Annotated in this window: 2 protein-coding genes; both read right to left on the minus strand. The window is 37.6% G+C overall.

Going from position 1 to position 1,949, the window contains the following annotated elements; translation table 11 throughout:
- Window positions 1-125: 125 nt before the first annotated feature.
- Window positions 126-1,034, minus strand: a complete 909-nt coding sequence (locus tag ACFVS9_RS34130) for a hypothetical protein (RefSeq protein WP_375839305.1) — start codon at window positions 1,032-1,034, stop codon at window positions 126-128.
- 90 nt (window positions 1,035-1,124) lie between these two features.
- The gene (locus ACFVS9_RS34135) at window positions 1,125-1,298 is read right to left on the minus strand and encodes a hypothetical protein (protein WP_375839303.1); all 174 of its coding nucleotides are present in this window, start codon (window positions 1,296-1,298) and stop codon (window positions 1,125-1,127) included.
- Between the last annotated feature and the right edge of the window lie 651 nt (window positions 1,299-1,949).

The raw sequence follows: 1,949 nt of genomic DNA on the forward strand, positions 1-1,949 counted from the left end.
ACTACACCCCCTAAATTTGTTGTTGTTAAATTGGTTGACGGCGGTATCAAATTGTGTTTTAATTTCTAAAAAATAACGCTTCTGTAAAAAAAAAAAACGGCTCCATAAAGAGGAACCGTTTTGCTTCAAAAATCACGTTTTGTGTTATACTGGAGAAACGAAATTGTGTTTTCAAAATTGTCATTTTCGACATGATAACTTTTCTCGTAGTGTGGTTTTGCCGAACCCACTACTTTTTTTATGTCTCCGAACTTCATTTCTTCCCGTTCCGGCTTAACAATCCCTTTTGATTTTCGATACATATTCATTCCGGAAGGATACATGTGCAGCCGTCCGCCTTTTAAAAATTTCTTTTCCCGACCTTCTACGATCTTTGTTTGCACCTCACAGCCCTCTGAAGCCACTTTTAAGGCTGTTTCCCTGTCTTGGACATCTTCTAGGTCTATATCAGTCAAATAAGCGCTCAAATAGGCTCCTATGTTGTCTATATCCTTTAATGACTTGATTGTTACAAATCCTAAACCCCATAGACTCCTTAATTCAGCATTTTTAATATAAATCTTATCCAAATCATTAAAGCGCATTAAAACATGACAATGCCAGGCTCCACGTCCTTGTGGCTCTACCACCGATAAATAATCTATCGAACTTTCTTTCTTGTATTTATAACGCAACCTGTCGATAAAATTTTGAAAATCACTATAAAGTTTTTTCGTGTCCGTCATATTTTTCTTGTATGTCAAAGTTATATGTAATTCATTTGGCCGTCCTATAAAATTGTTATTTATCAAATAACGCAGCTTCTTAAAGGTTTGTCTCAAAGAATTATAATTTTCCTGCCGATTTTCCGAATGCTCGAACTCCCGGATCTCCCCAGTAGAGAGGTCTACAAACCTATCCTTGTCCAATTTTTTGATATTATTTTTCCGGTTCATCTTCTCCATATGCTGAACTTCAATGACGTGATTCATAGTGGTCACTTTTACAACATCATTTGGAGCTATGAAAACCGCGTCACCATTGCGTTTATCCATCCATTTCCCCTCAATTTTTCCTGTAATGTTTAATTAAAATCAAGTTAATAATAAAGAACCCCAAATCCGAAGTCAGTTTTTCAACAAAAATTAGCGTCCTTTTCCCAAATAGTCCCTATACAATTCCTTAATAGCAAACTCAATTACAGCATCTTTTGAAACTCTTCCAAATTCATTGTGTTTTGTAAAATGTTCGGCTAATAACTCTAGCTTTTTAAATGTTTCAACAGTAATTCGAGGTCCAATTTGTTTTTTCTCTTCCATCCAAACACACTCCTAACAAGTTGTTAACATAATTCTAACATTGGAAATAATAGAATTCAAGAACAGAAAAAAGAAGCACACTCGGAATGATATTTCGTTTCCTTTTGATTCCGAGCCTCCACCCCTTACAATCCCCAAAGGCAACCGACAAGGGAAAATTCGTCCCTTATCGGCACCTCCGGAAATTGTACAGCAAGGGGTCACTCCCAATAAAAAGACTACGACATATAAAACAGGTTTAGCTTCAGAGAAAAAGAGCATAAGGAAACTCGGTGCCACCCTAAAAAAAAGGGTGTCAAACAGGCTGTGCCTGTTGAGTTTCTATGCTCTTAGAACAGGTGCCGTTTTTGAAGCCAAAGATATAGCATAGATACCCCATAGATATAGCAGGGATATACCAAAATATCTCTAGAGATACGGGTATCTATGCTATATCTCTCTACAAGATTCCTCCACACGCTTGACGGAAATGCTTCAGCATTTTAGCACTCACTCGACAGAGTGTATAAGTGCGCCATTCGGAATTTCAAAGCTTCAAATTTCACAGAGAGTGCCCATTTATACACACCCCCTAAATCGTGGTGTGACAATGGGTTCTCGCCGGCTCGAAATCGGTTTGTCATTCTGACAAATAACCCTTCGGGAAATAAA

Source organism: Streptomyces sp. NPDC058008, from assembly GCF_042886395.1.
Lineage (GTDB): Bacteria > Actinomycetota > Actinomycetes > Streptomycetales > Streptomycetaceae > Streptomyces.

Excerpts from the sequence above, each read along its gene's own strand:
- ACFVS9_RS34130 (WP_375839305.1), bottom strand. The coding sequence starts at position 1,034 with ATGGATAAACGCAATGGTGACGCGGTTTTCATAGCTCCAAATGATGTT.
- ACFVS9_RS34135 (WP_375839303.1), bottom strand. The coding sequence starts at position 1,298 with ATGGAAGAGAAAAAACAAATTGGACCTCGAATTACTGTTGAAACATTT.